Raw genomic sequence first — 18,106 nt, 5'->3', positions numbered from 1 at the left:
TAATTATATAAAAACTTTTATTTTAAAAACATTAATGAATGTAATTGTAGATATTATTGAGCACAAAATTATAGATTCATACGATTTTCTCTGTTATTAAATATGATATATTATCAGAATCTAATATTTTAGATCACAAATCTAGTATCTATCTATACTATATTATTAAAATTTTTAACAAAAAATATAAAGAACATAAATTATATAATAATAAAAATTATTTTTTAAAAAAAATATTAGAATCTTGTAATTATAATTATATTAATACAAAAATTTTTGAAGTTATTATGGGTTTTTCTTCTAATGAAAAATTTTTTTAGATCATACTTTAATTAACTTAAATAAAAATAAATCACAATTTACGAGAGCGATTCTTTTTGTCTTAATTGCAATCACTAAAGCTTCTTTTAATGAACTTGGTTACTTATTATACGTTATATAAACAAAAGTAGAAAAATAAGTATACCTATTTCAATATTTGATATTACTAATAATGAATATATTTAATAATAACTTAGGAATTAAGAAATTTATGATTATTTCAATCGGAGCCTCTAGTTTTAAAGAAAACAATTTATTGGGGAATTAAAGTAATTAAAATATTTAACAATATTTTTTATTAAAAAAAATATTAATTACAAAAAAATAATAAAATATATTTTTACAGACTATTAAAAATAATAGGTACAAATCGAAAAAACGAATAATGATCGGTTTTAGATTTTTTTTCTAATAAACAGTATAAAAAATAATTTTTACCAATTAAATAAAAATTCATTATTAAATTTAATTCAAATGATAAATTTATTAATTTTATTATATAATAATTTTATTATGTAATAAATATCCAATTATAAATATTAAAGATAATAAATTGATAATAATTTATTTTTTAATAATACTAAAATTTTCTTTAAAAATACTAAAAAATATTCATAATTTTATTTTAATAAAATTTAATTAACATAATACTTAACTGAAATTCTAAAAATATTTACATAATTAAAAATTTGGATATAACATAATAATTTCATGTGATACAATTATTTATTCTTGAATCCAATATATCACAAATAAAAACTGGCTAATTTTTTTTGCACCGAACATATAATAAAATATAATCAATTATCAAGAAAATTGTTCTAATAAAAATATTTTTATTATTTAAAGTATTTTATTAATGTAAAATAAAAAGTTTATTAATAAAATAAATAAATTTTTAAAATATAAAAATTTATTTTTATATAGATATTTTTTATTCAGGTTTTTAATTTTATTATAAATATAAATTAATTGAATAAATTTATTTATATTGTACGTGCTCTAATAAATAAAGAGGTTATAAGTAAATAAGACTAAACTAATTGAATAGATCGCAAATAAATCTAAAACTTCAAAAATTATTTCAATGCGCGTATTAAATTCAATGATTAATATAATAACAAAAACCTTAAAAAAGGCGAGTCAATTACTTTAATTAGTTTTGGAACTTTTTCTATTGTTAAGCGAGCAACGCGTTTTGATCGAAATCCTCGTACCGGTGAAAAAATTAAAATAAAATCAACTAAAATACCTAAATTTAAACCTAGAAAAAATTTAAAAAATACTGTAAAATAAAATACTATAAAATAAATACACTTAAAAGTGTTTGACTCAAATTATTAGTAGGGTGTTTAGCTCAGTTGGTAGAGTGACGCTTTTACAAGGCGTAGGTCGGGAGTTCAATCCTCTCAACACCCACCAAATACAATATTTTTAAAAATTTTAAAATAAATAAAGGAGTGGTAGTTCAGTTGGTTAGAATACCGGCCTGTCACGCCGGGGGTCGCGGGTTCAAATCCCGTCCACTCCGCCATATTTTATTTATTAAAAATTTTAATACAATCTAATAAATAATTTATGCTTATTGATTCTCATTGTCATATTAATTTTCCCGAATTATATATACGTTTACCAGAAATATTAAAAAATATGGAAAGAAAAATGGTAAATAAAATCTTATGTGCATCAGTTAATCTAACAGATTTATCAAGAATTCTTTCCCTAACAAATGATTATTCTAACATTTACGCCTCAATTGGAATACATCCAAAATCTAATAAAAACTTAGAAGAACCTAATTTAAAAAAATTAGTATCCTTATCTTCTAATCCTAAAATTATTGCTATCGGGGAAACTGGTTTAGATTATTTTAATTTAAAAGATACTCATTTAATTAAATTACAGCACCAACGTTTTCGTACTCATATTAAAGCATCTTTAATTACAAAAAAACCATTAATTATTCATAATCGCCTAGCTACTGGTGATATTATAAAAATTCTTAAAGAAGAAAAAGCAGTCCCAAAAATGGGGGGGGCAGGGGGGGTAATGCATTGTTTCACGGGATCTTTAGAGGTAGCAAGAGAAATAATAGAACTAGGTTTTTATATTTCTTTTTCAGGTATTGTTACATTTAAAAATTCTAAAATATTGCAAAAAGTAATAAGATCAATTTCATTAAAAAATATATTGATTGAAACTGACGCACCATATCTCTCTCCAGTTCCTCATAGAGGTAAAATTAATGAACCTGCTTTTTTGTATAATATAGCAAAATTTATTGCAAATTTTCGCAATACCTCTATATCTGAAATTGGAAAATACACTAGTGATAATTTTTATAAATTATTTAATATTAAATAATTAGTAATTAGTGCATATACAAAAAAAATAGGCACGATTGGATTTGAACCAACGACCTTTACCATGTCAAGGTAACGCTCTAACCACCTGAGCTACGCGCCTTTTCTTAAAAATTTTAAAAAAATTGAATGATATTATTATATTCTTCTTTTAATAAATAAAAAAATAATTTTTTTAAAAATAAAACAAAATTAATGAATTCCATTAAATTTATGAAACTTGCATTATTGCAAGCTAAGCTTGCCTGGAGAGCTGGAGAAGTACCAGTTGGCGCGGTACTAGTTAAAAATAATATAGTAATTTCATGTGGATATAATCAACAAATTACTAGAAATGATCCAACTGCTCATGCTGAAATTATAGCATTAAGAATAGCTTCTAAAGCTTTAAATAATTATCGTTTTTCTAAAAATTATAAAATATATGTAACTTTAGAACCTTGCGCAATGTGTGCTGGGGCAATCATACATGTAAGATTAGGTGAAATTATTTATGGAACTCCTTCTTTAAAAACAGGAGCTTGTGGTTCTATTATTAATTTATTTAAGGAAAAAAAATTAAATCATCATACTATATTAACTGGCGGAGTTATGAAAAAACAATGCGAAAAATTATTAAAATCATTTTTTATTAAACGCCGTAATTTTATAAAAAATAAAAATATAAATATTAAATAAATGTTACGTTTTTATTATCCAATTCCATTTATAATTGGTCAGTATTTATATTTACCCGATAATATTGTCAATCATTTAAATGTATTACATATAAAATATAGAAATACAATCATTTTATTTAATGGTTTTGGTGGTGAATATATTGCTAAATTAATATCAATTAAAAAAAAAATTTTGATTAAAATAAGTTCTTTTTCGTCATCCGAAATGGAACTACCATATACAATTATATTAATACAAGCATTACCTGAAAATCGTAAATTTAATTTAATTATTGAAAAATCAGTGGAGCTTGGCGTGAAAATTATACAACCAATTACAACAAATCGTTGTGTTCAACTAAATAATGAGCGTATTACAAAAAAACGAATTCGCTGGAAAAATATAATAATTTCTGCTACAGAGCAAAGTGGAAGAAATATATTACCTATTTTAGCTCCTAATATTTCTTTTAATAATTGGTTAATATCCAAAATATTTTGTAAAAGAATACTACTTTCTCCTAGAGGAAAACAAAAATTATCACATTGGGCAAATAATAATCAATATACTCAAAAAGTAGAATTATTAATTGGTCCAGAAGGTGGTTTTACTGAAAAAGAAGAAAATTTAGCATCTAAATATGGGGTAATTATACTGTCATTAGGTAGACGTATATTACGAACTGAAACTGCAAGTTTAGTGGCTTTAGCAATATTAAATGGAGCATGGGGAGAAATGTAATTTTAAAAATTTTTTAAAAAAATATTAAAATTATAAAACTTTTAAGTAATTATTTATTAATTAAATAACATATATCAATTAAAATAATTTAATTATGAATCAAAAAAATAATAATATACCAATTTTTAGAAAAAAAAATAAAAACAAGGATTTAAAAAATAAATATCCAATAAATATAACTAATACAAAATTTCCTATGCGAGGAGAGTTAGTAAAACGTGAACCAGAATGGATAAAAAAATGGCAAGAAAAAAAAATATATTATCAAATTAGAAAAGCATCTATTAATCGACCAAAATTTATTTTACATGACGGTCCCCCATATGCTAATGGAGATATCCATATTGGACATGCGGTTAATAAGATATTAAAGGATATAATTATTAAATTTTATAATATGGATGGTTTCGATGCTCAATATATCCCGGGTTATGATTGTCATGGTATGCCTATAGAAATTCAAATTGAAAAATTATATGGTAAAAACTTATCTCCCATTGAAATTCAAAATAAAGCAAGAGCCTTGGCTTTTGAAAAAATTGAAAAACAAAAAATAGATTTTATAAGACTTGGTGTATTAGGAGAATGGGATAATTCGTATAAAACTATGGATTTTTTAAATGAAGCAAATGAGTTACGTGCATTTGGTGTTATTTTTAAAAAAGGCTATGTTTACCATGGATTAAAACCAGTTAATTGGTGTTTTGATTGTAAATCTGCATTAGCAGAAGCAGAAATAGAATACAAAACAAAATATGATTTTTCAATTTATGTAGGATTTAGTTTTGCTGAGCCCGAAAAAATAACAAATATTTTTAATTTAAAAAATATTCCAAACGGAAGGGGATATATAGTAATTTGGACTAGTACACCATGGACTATTCCCGCTAATCAAGCATTACATGTGCACCCGGAATTTGATTATGCTTTAGTTCATATAAAAAATGATTCTTCTTTATTGCTTATTTTAGCTTTTAATTTAGTAAAAAGTTGTTTAAAAAAATTTGGATTAAAAGGAGATATCATTGGGATTTGTAAGGGAATAAAATTAAATAAAATAAAATTTTTTCATCCACTATCAAATATTAACATAAATTATAATAGATTAGCACCAATTTATTTAGGTGATTATATAACTAATGATAGTGGTACTGGTATCGTACATTCTGCGCCAGCCTATGGTATTGAAGATTTTTTGATTTTTAAAAAACAAAAAATGAAAGATAGTGATATTATTAATCCAGTTATGGATGATGGTAATTTTATATCTACTTTACCATTATTTGGGGGTATGTCTATTTGGGAGGCTTCAAAATTAATTTGTTCCTATTTAAGAAAAAGTAAAACTTTATTTAATATTGAAATGTTTAAACATAGTTATATGCATTGTTGGCGACATAAAACACCAATTATTTATCGTACTACATTACAGTGGTTTATTAATATGGATAAAATTCCATTAAACGAAAAAAAATCTTTACGAGAATCTGCTCTAACAGCTATTAATAAAATTAAATTCTTTCCCTCTTGGGGAAGTGATAGACTAAAAAGCATGATATCCAATAGACCAGATTGGACCATTTCACGTCAACGACATTGGGGGGTACCAATAGCATTTTTTATTCATAAAAAAAGTGGAAAATTACACCCAAGAACAATAGAATTAATTGAATTAATTGCAAAAAAAATAGAACTTAATGGAATTGAAGTATGGCAAACTTTAGATATTAAAGAATTTTTAGGAGATGAGGCGTCAGATTATAAAAAAAGTAATGATACTTTAGATGTTTGGTTTGATTCCGGAATTACGCATCAAACTGTTATTCGTGGTTCACATAAAAAACAATTAATATTTCCAGCTGATTTATGCTTAGAGGGGTCAGATCAACATCGTGGTTGGTTTCATTCATCTTTACTCACGTCTATTATATTAAATAAATCCGCACCTTATAAAGCATTATTAACACATGGTTTTGTTGTGGATTCTAAAGGTAAAAAAATGTCTAAATCAAAAGGTAACATAATAAAACCACAAAAAATATGTAATTTATTTGGCGCAGAAATTTTAAGATTATGGATCGCTTCAACAGATTACTCAAAAGAACTATCAATCTCAAATGAAATTTTAAATCGTATAGTCGAAATATATCGTCGTATTCGTAATACATTAAGATTTTTATTAGCTAATACATCTGATTTTAATCCAAATATAAATATTGTTAATATATCAGATATGGTAGAAGTTGATCAATATGCAATAATTAATATTACGAATTTACAAAAAGAAATTTTGTCACATTATCGTATGTATGAATTTCATCCAATAGTATCTAAATTACAAATATATTGCTCTGAAGATTTAGGTAGTTTTTATTTAGATATCTTAAAAGATAGGTTATATACTGCTAAAAAAAATTCACATGCTAGACGTTCAGCTCAAACCGCTATTTGGCATATTAATCAATCTTTATTAAGATTAATATCTCCAATATTATCTTTTACGGCTGAAGAAGCTTGGTCTATTTTTTCTGATAAAAATTTTTATATAAAATCAGGAGAAACTATTTTCACGCAACTTCATTATAAATTACCAATAGTTTATAATTCCCATGAATTATCATATAAATACATAATTTTAAAAAAAATAAGATCAAAAATTATGAAAAAGTTAGAAAAAATTCGTAGTACTGGTATTATTGGTTCTTCACTTCAAGCTGAAATAATATTAAAAATTAATAAATCAGATTTTAAAATTCTAAATGAATTTGGAAAAGAATTAAAGTTTTTTTTATTAACATCTTCTGTAAGTTTATTTCAAGCTAAAGATTTATCAGAGGAATGCGTTATCATTAAACCATCTATATATAAAAAATGTAATCGATGCTGGCATTATCAACCTGATGTTGGTGAAAGAGATGATTATCCTGATTTATGTAATCGTTGTTTTAATAATTTATTTAATATTGAAGAAAAACGTTACTTCGCTTAATTTATTCAAAAATATTTATTTTCTTAATAATACTAAAATCACTTGATGAAAAAAAAATTTTTGTGGATTTTTTTATCTTTTATAATATCTTTTATTGATCAATTAAGTAAAATATTCATAACTAAATTATTTATTTGTAAAAAAATATTAATAATTAATTCTTTTTTAAATTTATTTCTTATATATAACAATAAAAAAATAATATTTAATTTAATTTATGAAAAAATTGATTTACAAAAAAATATATTAATCATAATTAATATTATTATATTTTTTTTAATTATTTATTTTATTAAAATTTTTATAAAAGAATATATTTTTTGTTATGGATTATCGTTTATTTTAGGCGGCGCAATAGGAAATTTTATAGATTATGTTTTATATAACTATGTAATTGATTTTTTTGATATACATATTAATCGCTTACATTGGTTTATATTTAATATTTCTGATATTTCTATTTTTATAGGAGTTATTCTAATAATACTAGATCAATTTAAAAATATAAAATACTTTAAAAAAATTTAACTCTAATTTATTATAATCCAATTATAAAAAAAATTTTTAATTACTTTATATACATCTTACATCTTATTATTTAAAAATATTATTTCCGTAAACGTAACGAGACATTCCCTGAAGAAATTATTATTTTACCAAGCTTAGTATCCAGTAATAAACAACCATTTTTCTCAACTCCAATAACAATACCTTTTTGTGGTTTATTTAAATTTAAAATATTAACAACCTGATTAGTATAAGCGTGATTAAAATTCCAATATTTTATAAATATAGAAAAACCATAATGCTCAAATAATTTTAAAGCATCAATTAAATAACAAATAAATACCGCCAATAATTTTTCACGTTCTATTTTTAATAATTCTGAAATATTACCAATATTTATTTTATTATTTAATATACGTGGTAACCCAAGATTTAATCCCACTCCAATAATAGCCCATATAGAATTATTATTTTTTTTGTCAATAAAAGTATCAATTAATATTCCACAAAATTTATTACCATTTAATAATAAGTCATTTGGCCATTTTAATTGTACTTTTTGTCCAAATTCTTTTAATGCAATAGATAAAGCAAGACTAATTACTAAAGGTAAACTCGTTAAATATTGAAGAGAAAGTTTGAATTTCCACGCGAGAGAAAAAGTTAATGTTATTTCGGGTTCTGAATACCAAATACGACCAGCTCGCCCCCGTCCAGAAGTTTGAATTTGTGTTGCTAAAAATGTTGGATGAAATAATAAACCAGTCTTTGCTATAGATAATAAATTTAAATTAGTGGAATTAGTTGAAATAATTGTTCGAATATCAATTTCAGTATCAGTATTATAATTAGAATATAAATATTTAATACGTGAAGTATTTAAAAAATGCATAGAAATATTCATAATATTTTTTTTAATTAATATTAAAAATTTATAAAATTTTTATTAAATATATTTAAATTTTGAATTTTAGTTTAAATTTTTAATTACTTTCAAATTATTTTGCATTAAATGCAATTATTTATATTTTTTTAAATTTAAACTAATAATTTTCATTCTTTTCTTATTTTAAATATTATTTCTAACACTAAATTTTTTAATATAAATGGTTAATATAAATGGTTTTATTGAAATACTTAATTATACTATTAATTTTTCAGGTTTAACAAAATTCTTAAAATCAAATAGTGTTTCATTAATAACGCATTCACATTTATTATTTAGAGGGGGCAATAAATAATAAAATCACACAAAACGCCAATGAAAACTATTTTAAATTTAAGTATTAGTTTAAATAAATTTTAGAGAATTTTCTGTATTAAGCGATATGTATTTTATATAACATAAAAACTGATGATATAAAAATTTAGATATACATAGAAAAATATTCATATCTTTCTATTATAATACCAGTATTTGTTCAAGTAAAATTAAAAAAAATGTCTAAAAAGAGAAATAAAATATTAATATTAATTAGTGTTGTTTTTAAAAAATAGTTAATATTAAAATCCTATAAAAATATTATTATCATTTACAATAAACTTAATAGAAATTATCCAGTTAAAAAATTTTTTTATGGAATAATCCAATTAGATATTCCTATTTCATAATTCCAGAAGACATTTTTCATAAAAAATTAAATCATCATATTAAAAAATAATACAAATATTGATTTATTTTTGAATTATTTAATTTAAATATAATTTTTATAATTTTACTTATTAATAAAAAAATGATAAAATATTTAGAGCGATAAGATGAAGGGGCATAGGAATATGTTTACAAATAAGGAGTTAACGTATGCCTAATGATTATCTTTTTACTTCAGAATCTGTATCTGAAGGTCACCCTGATAAAATTGCTGATCAAATTTCTGATGCCATATTAGATGAAATTTTCTTAAAAGATTTAAAAGCCCGAGTTGCTGCTGAAACACTATGTAATACTAATTTAATTGTTTTATCTGGAGAAATAACAACGAATGCTAATATTAATTATGTTAATATAGTTCGTAAAACTATTAAGGAAATTGGATATAATCATATTGATTATGGTATTGATTACAAAAGTTGTGCGGTATTATTAATCTATAATAAACAGTCACCGGATATTGCTCAAGGAGTTAATGAAGGAGAAGGTCTTAATTTTGATCAAGGAGCTGGAGATCAAGGTTTAATGTTTGGGTATGCCTGTGATGAAACACCAGAATTTATGCCGGCCGCTATTTATTATTCTCATCTTCTTGTAAAAAGACAATCAAAATTACGAAAAAATGGTAATTTACCTTGGTTGCGTCCAGATGCTAAATCTCAAGTTACTTTAAAATATGAAAATGGAAAACCGATAGCTATTGATACAATTGTATTATCGACTCAACATGATCCAGAAGTATCATATAAATCTCTTAAAGAAGCGGTAATAGAAGAAATTATTCTCCCAATAATTCCTGGAAAATTATTAAAAAACACTCGTTATTTAATTAATCCAACAGGAAGATTTGTAATTGGGGGACCAAAAGGAGACTGTGGTTTAACTGGTCGTAAAATAATTGTTGATACTTATGGAGGTGCTGCACCTCATGGTGGGGGGGCTTTTTCAGGAAAAGATCCTTCTAAAATTGATCGTTCTGCTGCATATGTGGCACGTTATATAGCAAAAAATATTATTGCCGCTGATTTAGCGAAACGTTGTCAGATACAAATATCTTACGCAATCGGAATAGCAAAACCAACTTCAATTATGGTTACTTCTTTTGGTAGCGGTAAAATAAGTGACGAAAAATTAACTTTGTTAGTTAAAAAACATTTTGATTTACGCCCAAAAAGTATTATAAAAATGCTTAATTTATTACGCCCGATTTATAAAAAAACTTCAGTTTATGGTCATTTTGGTCGTAAAGAACCAGAATTTACATGGGAATTAACTGATAAAGCTGAAATATTAAAGGCTTCTGCGGGTTTTTAATTTTTTAAATATTTAAATTTTTGTAAAATATATAATAATATGAATAATTTAAAACAAAAAAATAATTCTATATCAAAAGATTTTGTTATTGCCGATATAAATTTATCCTCATGGGGTAGAAAGGAAATAGAAATCGCTGAAACAGAAATGTTTAGTTTAATTGCTATTCGAGAAGAATTTTTAAAAAGTAAACCTTTGAAAGGTGCGCGAATTAGCGGTTCAATTCATATGACTATTCAAACCGCTGTATTAATTGAAACATTAAAATATTTAGGAGCTAAAGTAAGATGGTCTTCTTGTAATATTTATTCAACACAAGATCATGCCGCTGCAGCAATTGCTAATAACGGTATTCCTGTTTTTGCATTCAAAGGTGAATCTATAAATGATTATTGGGAATTTAATCATCGAATTTTTGAGTGGCCAGGAAACTCCAATACGGAACAAGCTAATATGATTTTAGATGATGGGGGTGATGCTACATTTTTATTACATTTAGGAGCTCAAGCCGAAAATAACATATCTATATTATCTAACCCGTGCTCAGAAGAAGAAGCATATTTATTTAAATCTATTAAAAATAGATTAAAAATTCACTCAAAATGGTATTCTTCCCGATTAAAACAAATAAAAGGAGTAACCGAAGAAACTACTACAGGTGTTTATCGATTACGTCGCATGCTTCAAGATGGTAAATTAGCTTTTCCAGCGATTAATGTAAATGATTCTGTAACTAAGTCAAAATTTGATAACTTATATGGTTGTCGCGAATCTTTAATTGATGGTATTAAGCGAGCAACAGATGTTATGATTGCTGGAAAAATTGCCGTAATAATTGGTTATGGTGATGTTGGAAAAGGATCTGCTCAAGCAATGCGAGCATTATCAGCTCAAGTATGGATAATTGAAATTGATCCAATTTGCGCGTTACAAGCTGCTATGGAAGGATTTTTAGTTGTAACAATGGAATATGCGCAAAAATATGGTGATATTTTTGTTACATGTACCGGTAATTATCATGTAATCACTCATGATCATATGAGAAATATGAAAGATCAAGCTATTGTTTGTAATATAGGGCATTTTGATAATGAAATTGAAGTCTCAGAATTAAAAAAATATAAATGGGAAAATATAAAACCACAAGTAGATCATATTATTTTTCCAGATGGAAAAAAAATAATTCTTTTAGCGGAAGGTCGCTTAGTTAATTTAGGATGTGGAACTGGTCATCCCTCTTATGTCATGAGCTCTTCATTTGCTAATCAAACACTCGCTCAAATTGAATTATTTAATAATACATCTGACTATCCTATTGGAATATATACTTTACCTAAAATTCTTGATGAAAAAGTGGCTCGTCTTCAATTAAAAAAATTAAATGTACAATTATCAAAATTAACAAATCAGCAAGCTAAATATATTGGAGTTTCTAAAAATGGACCATATAAATTAGATAATTATCGTTATTAAAAATAAATGTCGCGAAATAATAATATTAATAATTATAAAAAAAATAATAATTCTTTATCATTTTATTTATATAATTCCGCAAAATCTGTTATATATGTAAAAAACAGAATATCTTTAAAAAAAGCTTTTTCAGAAATATTTAATAAAAAAAATATTTCTGAAAAAGCAAAAGGAGCAATAAAAGATATTACTTATTATACTATACGACATCTTCGATTAGTTGAAATGTTATTAAATAAATTAATCAAAAAACCGATAAAAATTTCAATATTAAAAGGATTATTTTTTTGTTCTTTAGCTTTATTAATTAAAACAGAAAATAGAAATATAAAAAATAAAAATAATAACATTAAAAATTATTATAAAATATATACTATAGTTCATCAATCTGTTAATGTTGCCCAGTTCAATTTTAAAATAATTTATGCAAAAAATATGATTAATGCAATTTTACGAAAATTTCTTCGAGAAAAGAAAGAAATATTTAAAAAAATATATAATATTTCTGAAAGTTATTGGAATTATCCTATATGGTGGATAAATCATATTAAAATTACTTATCCTAATTTTTTTCAATGGAAGAATATTTTAGATATTGGTCATAAAAAACCACCACTAACATTACGAATTAATCAACGTAAAACTACTCTTATTTCTTATAATAAACTTTTAAAAAAATCAGGATTAGAAACAACTATTATTGGGCCATTAGCGATAAAATTACATACTCCGATTTCTATTTATAAAATTCCTAAATTTTTAAATGGATTTAGCTCAATTCAAGATGCAGCCGCTCAATTAGCTGCGCCATTATTAGATATTCGTTCCGGAATGTATGTATTAGATGCTTGCGCTGCACCAGGTGGTAAAACCTGTCATTTATTAGAAATTGCGGATATTAAACTAATTGCAGTTGATAATAATTCAAGTCGATTAAATATGATTTCAGAAAATTTAAAACGATTAAATCTAAAAGCAACATTAATTCCTTTAGATATAAGTAAAATTAATTTAAAGAAATTATCTATAAATATAAATAAAAAAACTAATAATCGTTTTAAATTTTCTGAAAATAAATATTTTGATCGAATTTTAGCTGATGTACCATGTACTGGATCCGGTGTTGTTAGAAGAAATCCAGATATACCATGGTTACGAAGAAAAAATGATATTAAAAAACTTTCTAAATACTCTTATAAAATTCTCGATAATTTATGGAAAATGTTAAAACCTGGTGGAAAATTATTATTTGTAACATGTTCACTATGGTTTGAAGAATCAGAAGAACAAGCAATGATTTTTTCTAAAAATCATAAAGATTCTATTAGATTATATTCACCAGGTCAATTGTTACCCACTATAAATAAAAATCAAGATTATGATGGTTTTTTTTATTCTTTATTTCAAAAAAATAAAAAATAAATATGGGCCTCCCGTGAGTCGAACACGGCGCCAACGGATTCAGTTTTTTTATAGTTTTCACTATTTACTGGACTATCTCATCACCTTCAATATTCAAAAATAAAATATTGTTCAGGTGTCGGGTATTTTTTATCGGTAATTAAGAGGACTCTACCTCTCCGCTAGTCTCTGCACCTTTCAAAAATGTATTTTTGACTTGGCTCAGGATTGCCATATTTTTATTATAAACTTAGGTTCCCCTGAATTAACCCAATTTTTTAAATCTTTACTTAGATTCTTTTCAATTTTCATTTCTGAAAAAAGTCACCATTTTGATGAGTCCGCTGCTCTAACCAATCATGAGCTAGAGGCCCTAATTAATTTCTAGTATATAACTATTATATTAATTTTAAAAATTATTAAGAATTTTTAAAATTAATTTTTTTTAATTATCTTCCCTTCTAAAAAACTTTTTAATTTATCAGATCGAGAAGGATGACGCAATTTACGTAATGCTTTTGCTTCTATTTGTCGAATTCGCTCTCGTGTTACATCAAATTGTTTACCAACCTCCTCTAACGTATGATCACTTGACATTTCAATACCAAATCGCATACGCAGAACCTTAGCTTCTCTTGGAGTTAATGAATTAAGAATATCTTTAACTACGGCACGCATTGATGCATTTAATGCAGCATCTGAAGGTGCTAACATATTTTCATCTTCAATGAAATCACCTAAATGAGAATCCTCATCATCCCCTACTGGGGTTTCCATAGAAACTGGTTCTTTTGCAATTTTCATAATTTTTCTAATTTTTTCTTCAGACATTTCCATCTTAATTGCAAGTACAGAGGGATCTGGTTCTGAACCGGTTTCTTGTAAAATTTGACGAGATATTCTACTTATTTTATTAATTGTCTCAATCATATGCACCGGAATACGAATAGTTCTAGCTTGATCTGCAATTGATCGAGTAATTGCCTGTCTTATCCACCATGTTGCATAAGTAGAAAATTTATAACCACGACGATATTCAAATTTATCAACTGCCTTCATTAAACCAATATTTCCCTCTTGAATTAAATCAAGAAATTGAAGACCGCGATCAGTATATTTTTTTGCAATTGAAATTACTAATCTTAAATTAGCTTCTGTCATTTCTCGTTTTGCTCTACGAGCTTTCATTTCTCCAGAAATCATTTTTCTATTTATATCGCGTAAATCATCTAATGGTAAAACAATATCTATCTGTAAATTAATTAATTTTTGTTGTAATTCTTTTATAAAAGGAATATTTCGACATAAAATTAAATTATAATCATGTTTAACTTTAATTTCATTATCTATCCAATTTAAATTAATTTCATTTTCTGGAAAAACTTTAACAAAATGTAAACGCGGCATTCCACATTTATTAACAACAATTTCTAAAATTTGTTTCTCTATTTGAGAAACTTTATTAATTTGATTTCGCAAGGTATCGCATAATTTTTCAATAATTTTTGCTGTAAATCGAATACCTAACATTTCATTAGAAATGTTATTATGTGCTTTTATATATGACTCTGAATTATATCCCTCCTTTTCAAAAGCTTTTCTCATTTTATCAAAATGAAAAGATATATTAGAAAACTTTATTAAAGATTCATATTTTAATTTTTCTAATTGTTCTGTAGATAAATCAGCTGAGCTAGATTCAACCAATATTTTTTCTCCATTATTTTTTTTATTATTACCTTTGTTATTTTTTTTAATAACATGATCATGACTAAAAAATTTTTTATCGATTAAACCATCAACTATTTCATCTATCTTAATTTCATTTTTTGAAATTTTATCGGCGGCTATTAATATTTCCATAATAGTAGTAGGGCATGAAGAAATAGCATGAATCATATCTTTTAAACCGTCCTCAATACGTTTAGCTATTTCAATCTCTCCATCTCTAGTTAATAATTCAACTGAGCCCATTTCTCTCATATACATCTTGATTGGATCTTTGTTTCGACAAAAATTAGAATCAACTGTAGATAATGCTTCCTCTGTCGCTTCTTCAAAATAATCATCGCTAGTAACATTAGTGATAATATTATCAGAAAGTATTAATGCCTCCGTATCTAATACATGTTCTGATACAGAAATATCCATATCTTGAAAAGTTTTAATAATACTTTCAATTATTTCTTGATCGATAATATCCTCGGGGAGAAAATCATTAATTTCTGAAAAAGTTAAATAACCACGTTCTTTACCAATTTTAATTAATATTTTTAACTTTTTTTTTTGATTTTCAATTTCTTCTCTACTAGATTTCATATTAAAAGAAAATGCATCCTTCAATAACGCCTTTTCTTTTGCTTTTCTATTTTTTATTTTATTAATAAATTTCATTTTGAAAAACCTATTTTATATTATTGTTTTCAAATTGAAACTTTCCTAAGTGTTTTATTTTAATATAAAATATATTTTTTATCAATTTAATTTTATTTAATTTTTTTATATTCCAATTTTTTTTTATATGATATTATATTGCGATAACGTATTTTAGATTGCTCGTCTAATGATCCCTTTTTTATTAAATCATTTAATTCATTATTTAATATTCGTATTTTTATTTTATAAATAGCATCTAATAATATTTTTTTAGCAATTTCAATACTGTATTCAAAATTATTCTTAATTTTAAAAATAATTGATTCAAAATTTATATTAATTTTTTTTAAATGCTCTATAAATTTAGAATAATCAATATTATTTTCAAAAACATAAATAGTATTAATTAATTGAGAAAACATTTTGACATAATTTGGTGAGCATTTAGAAAATATCATCATATCCTCTGAATTTATCTCATTTATTAGTGATGGATAAGAAATTAATAAGCGCATAATTTGATGCTCAATACACATTGGTAATATATTTTTTTGTTTTATAGATTTAATGCTTAAAGTATTTATTTTAAATAGATTATTAATTTCATTAAATGATGATTTTGTTACTTTAGATAAACTACTTATAATTTTAAATTTTAATGATGATGATAATGGAATTATTTTAAATAAATATTCGATATTATATTTTGCTTTTTCAATATCTTTTATTGTTTTTAAATTGTAATTCACAATAATTTCTTCCAAAAAAAACTGTAACAACGACATTGCTTCTAATATTTTTTTACTAAATATTTTAGATCCAAATTTTCTAATATAACTATCTGGATCATACTTAACAGGTAAAAATAAAAATTTAATTATTTTATCATCTGTAGCATAAATTAAACATACCTCCAAAGCTCGACGAGCAGCGCGACGTCCCGCTTGATCACCATCAAAACTAAAAATTATACAATTAGTATAAAATAGTATTTTTTTTATATGAGTAGAGGTGCAGGTCGTTCCAAGTATAGCTACTGTTTGCAAAAAACCAAATTGTGATAATCCGATTACATCCATATATCCTTCAGTAACTAATACATACCCAGATTTTTTAATGGCATTTTTAGCTTCAAATAAACCATATAATTCATTGCTTTTATGAAATAAAGGAGTTTCTGGAGAATTTATATATTTTGCTTCATTAGAATCTTTTATTAAACGACCACCAAAACCAATTATTTGTCCATCAATATTTTTAATTGGAAACATAATTCTTCCACGAAATCGATCATAACGCTTATGTTTTTTAATAACAGATGATTGATTTACTTTATCTATTATTTTATCCACAATGAGACCGGAGGAAGTTAATATATTGACATTATTATAATCTAAAAAAACTTTATTTAATGCATTCCATTCATTTGGCGCGTAACCTAAATTAAATCGTAAAATTATTTCTTTATTTAATCCACGGTTTTTTAAAAAATTTACAGCTTCTTTTGAATTTTTTAACTGTATTTTATAAAAATTAGAAGCACATATCATTATTTTTTTTAATAAAGATAAGTCTATGTTAGTTAAAGCTATATGAGAATATTTAGATGATTTTTCAGATAATATTTTGTTATTAAAATAATAATTTTTTTCATCTTTTTCGTAAATACCGATATTTTTTTTTAGATAATTAACAGATTCTACGAAATGAAATCCTAAATAATTAATTAAAAATTGAATTGCATCACCATATATACCACACCCGAAGCAATAATAAAATTTTTTAATTGGATAAACAGTAAAACTAGGAGTTTTTTCATCATGAAACGGACATAATCCAACAAAATTAGAGCCGCTTTTTTTTAATGAAATATAATCGCTAATTATATGCACAATATCTATGCGATTAATTAAATTATTTATAAATAATTGCGAGATCACTGTATTTAAAATAATAACATTAAAGTTAAATCATTATTTCTTAAAATTAATTTCTTAAAAATTATATATTTAATACATTTTTTTAGGTAATTGTTGACTACGTATACGTTTATAATGACGTTTTATTGCTGCAGCTAATTTACGCTTTCTTTTCGTAGTTGGTTTTTCATAAAATTCACGAGCACGTAAATCAGTTAATAGACCTGTTTTTTCAATAGTTCGTTTAAATCTTCGTATAGCAATTTCAAAGGGTTCATTTTCTTTAACACGAATTATAGTCATACTATTTTAATAATAAATTTTGTTAAATAATATTTAATTTAAATTTTAGAATAAATAATGAAATTAGTGACTTTAAATATATATAAAT

The 18,106-nt window shown here is 24.3% G+C and carries 13 protein-coding genes and 3 tRNA genes; 11 read left to right on the top strand and 5 right to left on the bottom strand.

All coding sequences use genetic code 11. From position 1 onward, the window contains the following. Nucleotides 1–1,467 precede the first annotated feature (1,467 nt). The 4 genes from JIC14_RS02060 to JIC14_RS02010 all read left to right on the top strand — a co-directional run bounded on the left by JIC14_RS02060 (nt 1,468) and on the right by JIC14_RS02010 (nt 2,685). Complete coding sequence (locus tag JIC14_RS02060; RefSeq protein ID WP_320412647.1) at nt 1,468–1,617, top strand: HU family DNA-binding protein; 150 nt, start codon at nt 1,468–1,470, stop codon at nt 1,615–1,617. Between the two features lie 50 nt (nt 1,618–1,667). Beyond that, nucleotides 1,668–1,743 (top strand) — tRNA-Val (locus JIC14_RS02020). Between the two features lie 35 nt (nt 1,744–1,778). Then, a tRNA-Asp gene (locus tag JIC14_RS02015) sits at nt 1,779–1,855 on the top strand. Nucleotides 1,856–1,899: 44 nt separating this feature from the next. Further along, nucleotides 1,900–2,685: a TatD family hydrolase gene (locus tag JIC14_RS02010; protein ID WP_201329766.1), complete on the top strand. Its 786-nt coding sequence runs from the start codon at nt 1,900–1,902 to the stop codon at nt 2,683–2,685. Between the two features lie 28 nt (nt 2,686–2,713). On the opposite strand, the gene JIC14_RS02005 is transcribed toward JIC14_RS02010, so the two are convergent. Next, nucleotides 2,714–2,787 (bottom strand) — tRNA-Val (locus JIC14_RS02005). Nucleotides 2,788–2,879: 92 nt separating this feature from the next. On the opposite strand from JIC14_RS02005, the gene tadA reads away from it, so the two are divergent. The 4 genes from tadA (at nt 2,880) to JIC14_RS01985 (ending at nt 7,602) form a co-directional block, all read left to right on the top strand. Then, nucleotides 2,880–3,362: a tRNA adenosine(34) deaminase TadA gene (gene tadA / locus JIC14_RS02000; protein ID WP_201329765.1), complete on the top strand. Its 483-nt coding sequence runs from the start codon at nt 2,880–2,882 to the stop codon at nt 3,360–3,362. Further along, nucleotides 3,363–4,085: a 16S rRNA (uracil(1498)-N(3))-methyltransferase gene (locus tag JIC14_RS01995; RefSeq protein WP_201329764.1), complete on the top strand. Its 723-nt coding sequence runs from the start codon at nt 3,363–3,365 to the stop codon at nt 4,083–4,085. A gap of 94 nt (nt 4,086–4,179) precedes the next feature. Beyond that, a complete protein-coding gene (ileS, locus tag JIC14_RS01990; protein ID WP_201329763.1) occupies nt 4,180–7,074 on the top strand; it encodes an isoleucine--tRNA ligase in 2,895 nt (964 codons plus the stop codon). A 45-nt stretch (nt 7,075–7,119) separates the two neighbouring features. Then, a complete protein-coding gene (locus JIC14_RS01985; protein ID WP_201329762.1) occupies nt 7,120–7,602 on the top strand; it encodes a signal peptidase II in 483 nt (160 codons plus the stop codon). 79 nt (nt 7,603–7,681) lie between these two features. Here the strand turns inward: JIC14_RS01985 and JIC14_RS01980 are convergent, their stop codons facing one another. Then, nucleotides 7,682–8,485, bottom strand: a complete 804-nt coding sequence (locus JIC14_RS01980) for a biotin--[acetyl-CoA-carboxylase] ligase (RefSeq protein ID WP_201329761.1) — start codon at nt 8,483–8,485, stop codon at nt 7,682–7,684. Nucleotides 8,486–9,382: 897 nt separating this feature from the next. Between JIC14_RS01980 and metK the strand changes: the two genes are divergently transcribed. Genes metK through rsmB form a run of 3 tightly spaced genes read left to right on the top strand, consistent with a single transcriptional unit; the run spans nt 9,383 to nt 13,441 of the window. Beyond that, nucleotides 9,383–10,546 carry a methionine adenosyltransferase gene (gene metK / locus JIC14_RS01975; protein WP_201329760.1) on the top strand — a complete coding sequence of 388 codons (1,164 nt, stop codon included), beginning with the start codon at nt 9,383–9,385 and terminating at the stop codon, nt 10,544–10,546. Between the two features lie 39 nt (nt 10,547–10,585). Beyond that, nucleotides 10,586–12,019, top strand: a complete 1,434-nt coding sequence (gene ahcY, locus JIC14_RS01970) for an adenosylhomocysteinase (protein ID WP_201329759.1) — start codon at nt 10,586–10,588, stop codon at nt 12,017–12,019. A gap of 6 nt (nt 12,020–12,025) precedes the next feature. Further along, on the top strand, nt 12,026–13,441 hold the full coding sequence (gene rsmB / locus JIC14_RS01965; RefSeq protein ID WP_201329758.1) for a 16S rRNA (cytosine(967)-C(5))-methyltransferase RsmB: 1,416 nt from the start codon (nt 12,026–12,028) through the stop codon (nt 13,439–13,441). Nucleotides 13,442–13,855: 414 nt separating this feature from the next. Here the strand turns inward: rsmB and rpoD are convergent, their stop codons facing one another. From rpoD to rpsU, 3 genes are all read right to left on the bottom strand, one after another. Beyond that, nucleotides 13,856–15,814 (bottom strand): RNA polymerase sigma factor RpoD, encoded by a 1,959-nt coding sequence (gene rpoD, locus JIC14_RS01960; protein WP_201329757.1) that lies wholly within the window; start codon nt 15,812–15,814, stop codon nt 13,856–13,858. Between the two features lie 92 nt (nt 15,815–15,906). After that, nucleotides 15,907–17,736 carry a DNA primase gene (gene dnaG, locus JIC14_RS01955; RefSeq protein ID WP_201329756.1) on the bottom strand — a complete coding sequence of 610 codons (1,830 nt, stop codon included), beginning with the start codon at nt 17,734–17,736 and terminating at the stop codon, nt 15,907–15,909. Nucleotides 17,737–17,805: 69 nt separating this feature from the next. Next, nucleotides 17,806–18,018 (bottom strand): 30S ribosomal protein S21, encoded by a 213-nt coding sequence (rpsU, locus tag JIC14_RS01950; protein WP_201329755.1) that lies wholly within the window; start codon nt 18,016–18,018, stop codon nt 17,806–17,808. Between the last annotated feature and the right edge of the window lie 88 nt (nt 18,019–18,106).

The sequence above is a fragment of the Candidatus Profftella armatura (Diaphorina cf. continua) genome, assembly GCF_016593155.1.
GTDB classification, from domain to species: domain Bacteria; phylum Pseudomonadota; class Gammaproteobacteria; order Burkholderiales; family Burkholderiaceae; genus Profftella; species Profftella armatura_A.
This window is presented reverse-complemented; position numbering and strand designations above follow the sequence as displayed.

Bases quoted from the DNA above. Each gene is read 5' to 3' on its own strand.
- JIC14_RS01980 (WP_201329761.1), bottom strand. From the start codon at position 8,485: ATGAATATTTCTATGCATTTTTTAAATACTTCACGTATTAAATATTTA.
- rsmB (WP_201329758.1), top strand. From the start codon at position 12,026: ATGTCGCGAAATAATAATATTAATAATTATAAAAAAAATAATAATTCT.
- JIC14_RS01995 (WP_201329764.1), top strand. From the start codon at position 3,363: ATGTTACGTTTTTATTATCCAATTCCATTTATAATTGGTCAGTATTTA.
- rpoD (WP_201329757.1), bottom strand. From the start codon at position 15,814: ATGAAATTTATTAATAAAATAAAAAATAGAAAAGCAAAAGAAAAGGCG.
- rpsU (WP_201329755.1), bottom strand. From the start codon at position 18,018: ATGACTATAATTCGTGTTAAAGAAAATGAACCCTTTGAAATTGCTATA.
- JIC14_RS02010 (WP_201329766.1), top strand. From the start codon at position 1,900: ATGCTTATTGATTCTCATTGTCATATTAATTTTCCCGAATTATATATA.
- ahcY (WP_201329759.1), top strand. From the start codon at position 10,586: ATGAATAATTTAAAACAAAAAAATAATTCTATATCAAAAGATTTTGTT.
- JIC14_RS01985 (WP_201329762.1), top strand. From the start codon at position 7,120: ATGAAAAAAAAATTTTTGTGGATTTTTTTATCTTTTATAATATCTTTT.
- tadA (WP_201329765.1), top strand. From the start codon at position 2,880: ATGAATTCCATTAAATTTATGAAACTTGCATTATTGCAAGCTAAGCTT.
- metK (WP_201329760.1), top strand. From the start codon at position 9,383: ATGCCTAATGATTATCTTTTTACTTCAGAATCTGTATCTGAAGGTCAC.
- ileS (WP_201329763.1), top strand. From the start codon at position 4,180: ATGAATCAAAAAAATAATAATATACCAATTTTTAGAAAAAAAAATAAA.